This is a genomic window from Streptomyces sp. NPDC058877 (assembly GCF_042742855.1).
GTDB lineage: Bacteria > Actinomycetota > Actinomycetes > Streptomycetales > Streptomycetaceae > Streptomyces.
Genome location: NZ_JBHYMF010000366.1, coordinates 1 through 2,274, shown reverse-complemented (window position 1 = coordinate 2,274; position 2,274 = coordinate 1). Strand labels below are relative to the sequence as shown.

The window sequence follows — 2,274 nt, the reverse complement described above, 5'->3', positions numbered from 1 at the left end:
CTGCGATGCGTCGCACGTCGGCACGTCCGGCAAGGACCTCCTCGACGAGTTCGACGGCCTCCTTGGGCGTGACCCGGATCGGATGCCCGGAGGCGTGGAGGTAAGCGGCGGCCACGGTCATGCCGTACAGCTCGTTCGAGTGCTCCAGGGCAGGGATCCGTACCAGTTGTTCCAGGAGGGCGGCGGCGCGGTGGTGCGGCTGGTCGTAAACCGGGGTGTCCATCACCCGGAACGCGTGCCGGGCACGAGCCGCTTCGAGTGAGCCCCAGTCGGAGATCTCGGGATCGCCCGGGATCTCGCGCTGGGCGATGTCGAGCAGGAAGGAGAGGTCGATCTGCAGGAACATGCCGAGCGCTCCGGATCAGGCGGCGTCGGCGCCGCGGCCGGCAGGGCCGCCGAAGCGGTCGGCGAAGACCTGGCCGTGCTCGGCGACGAACTGCCGCGCCCCCTCCAGGAAACGACTTCGCGTCAGGTCTGCGTCCAGCACCCTGCTCGCATACGCCTCGGCATCCACGCGCCTCTCGGCGGCGGCGCGCTCCAGCGCCTCGTACGCCTCGTCGCTGATCTCGATCCGGATCTCCCGTGCCATGCCACCACGGTAGCGGCACGTCCCCGGTACCGGGAGGCAAAGGGGCGAGCGAAGTCCTCCACCGGCTGCTCCCGCAGGGGGAACGGGGCGGGGTGGCCCGAGCAACCGAATCCCCGGTGCCCATGACCGCCCATCAGCGCTCCAGTGAAGCGTTCACCAGCGGGCGGGGGGTCTCCCCCGCCGATCCGGGGCCCACGTCCCTGCCCCGTTTCCGGACCGGCCGGGGATGTGATCGGCTTCGACGGACACCCCAGCGAGGGAAGGACTCCCGTGCCCGACGAAGTGACGAGGTGGTTGGCCGATGCCGCACTGCCGTTGGCCGGCGTCCGCGCCGGTGGGCCCACTGTCGATCTTCAACCGCTGAAGGAGGTGCTCGCCGGAGTACGGGTCGTAGGCCTGGGCGAAGCCACCCACGGAACGAGCGAGTTCTTCCAGCTCAAGCACCGCCTCTTGGAGTTCTTGGTGACCGAGCTGGGCTTCAACGCCTTGGCCATGGAGGCCAGCGCTTCGGCCGGACCGGCCGTCGACGCGTACGTCCGTCACGGTGTCGGCGACGCCGCACGGGCCATCGCCGGGTTGGGGTTCTGGACGTGGCGGACCCTTGAGGTGCTCGCCATGGTCGAGTGGATGCGTGCTCACAACCGCGGGAGGAGCGAGGAGCAGAAGGTGCGCTTCATCGGCATCGACCCACAGCAGTGCGGCAACTCCCTGGTGCTGATCGACTCCTTCTTGCAGGAGGCGGCCCCCGATCGGGTGGTGAGGCTCCTCCGCCCGCTCCGCGTGCTCGCCACGGCGCATCCGGGGTCACGGCCCGACCCTGAGCGACGCCTGGTGTGCCGGGCCCGAGAGCTGCTGGAGTTCCTCCGGGAACGTTTCCCCGATGCGGCCGAGGCTCTGGAGCACGCCGGCGTCCTGCTCCGGGCGGCCGATCTGGTCACCCGCGACAGGCACCAGGCAGCCCCGGAAGGGACGCCCTTCGCCGTACGGGACCGGTACATGGCCGATGCCGTGGGCACGGTGCTCGACGAACCGTCGGCCAAGGTCGTCCTCTGGGCGCACAACGGGCACGTCTCCACGAGCCTCCGCGGAGGCGCACCCGCCTTGGGCAGGCACCTCCGTGTCCGTTGCGGCGCGACCTACTACGCGCTCGGCCTGCTGTTCGGCAGCGGTTCGTTCCGCGCCCGGCGCATGCGGTCCGGCCCGTGGCGCGCTCCCCGGGGAGGCCCCGTCGTCACGCATCGGATCGGTCCCGCCCCCGCCGGCACCGTGGAGGCCCGACTCGGCGCGGCCCGCCCGGACGACCACTTCGTGGACCTGCGCGGCGCGGCCGCGGCACCGACGGCCGTACGGGAGTGGCTCGTCGGCAGCCACGGCACGCGGAGCTTCGGCGCCATGGCGCCGCGCTGGTCCTACCGACGGCAGGTGCGCCCGCTGTCACCGGCCGCTGCGTTCGACGGGCTCGCCTACGTCGCGCGGTCGTCCCCCTCCCTGCCGTTCCCCGCCTGAGCACGGAGCAGCACCGGAGGTGCGTTACCAGGACGCTTCTTGGGGAGGGCCCTACAAGATTGCGGGCTCCTTGCGGGAAGAGGCCGTTCCCGTCGGGAAGGCGAAGGCCCCTTCCCGACGGCGGCGAATCGTCCCGGCCACCACCCGGCCTCGATCGGAAACGCGTCGCGCGCCGGCTC

General features: G+C 71.6%; 3 protein-coding genes. 1 reads left to right on the top strand and 2 read right to left on the bottom strand.

Annotated features, from left to right (window positions below):
• The coding region (locus ACFW2Y_RS35545; protein WP_384887816.1) for a fic family toxin-antitoxin system, toxin component at positions 1-346 on the bottom strand (346 nt) is incomplete at its 3' end.
• A gap of 15 nt (positions 347-361) precedes the next feature.
• Complete coding sequence (locus ACFW2Y_RS35540; protein WP_384887814.1) at positions 362-589, bottom strand: hypothetical protein; 228 nt, start codon at positions 587-589, stop codon at positions 362-364.
• 270 nt (positions 590-859) lie between these two features.
• Here ACFW2Y_RS35540 and ACFW2Y_RS35535 point away from each other — a divergent pair, with 270 nt between their 5' ends.
• Entirely contained in the window at positions 860-2,095 is a 1,236-nt protein-coding gene (locus ACFW2Y_RS35535; RefSeq protein WP_384887810.1) for an erythromycin esterase family protein, read from the top strand.
• Positions 2,096-2,274 lie beyond the last annotated feature (179 nt).

Coding starts and splice junctions, on each gene's coding strand:
- ACFW2Y_RS35540 (WP_384887814.1), bottom strand. CDS start 589: ATGGCACGGGAGATCCGGATCGAGATCAGCGACGAGGCGTACGAGGCG.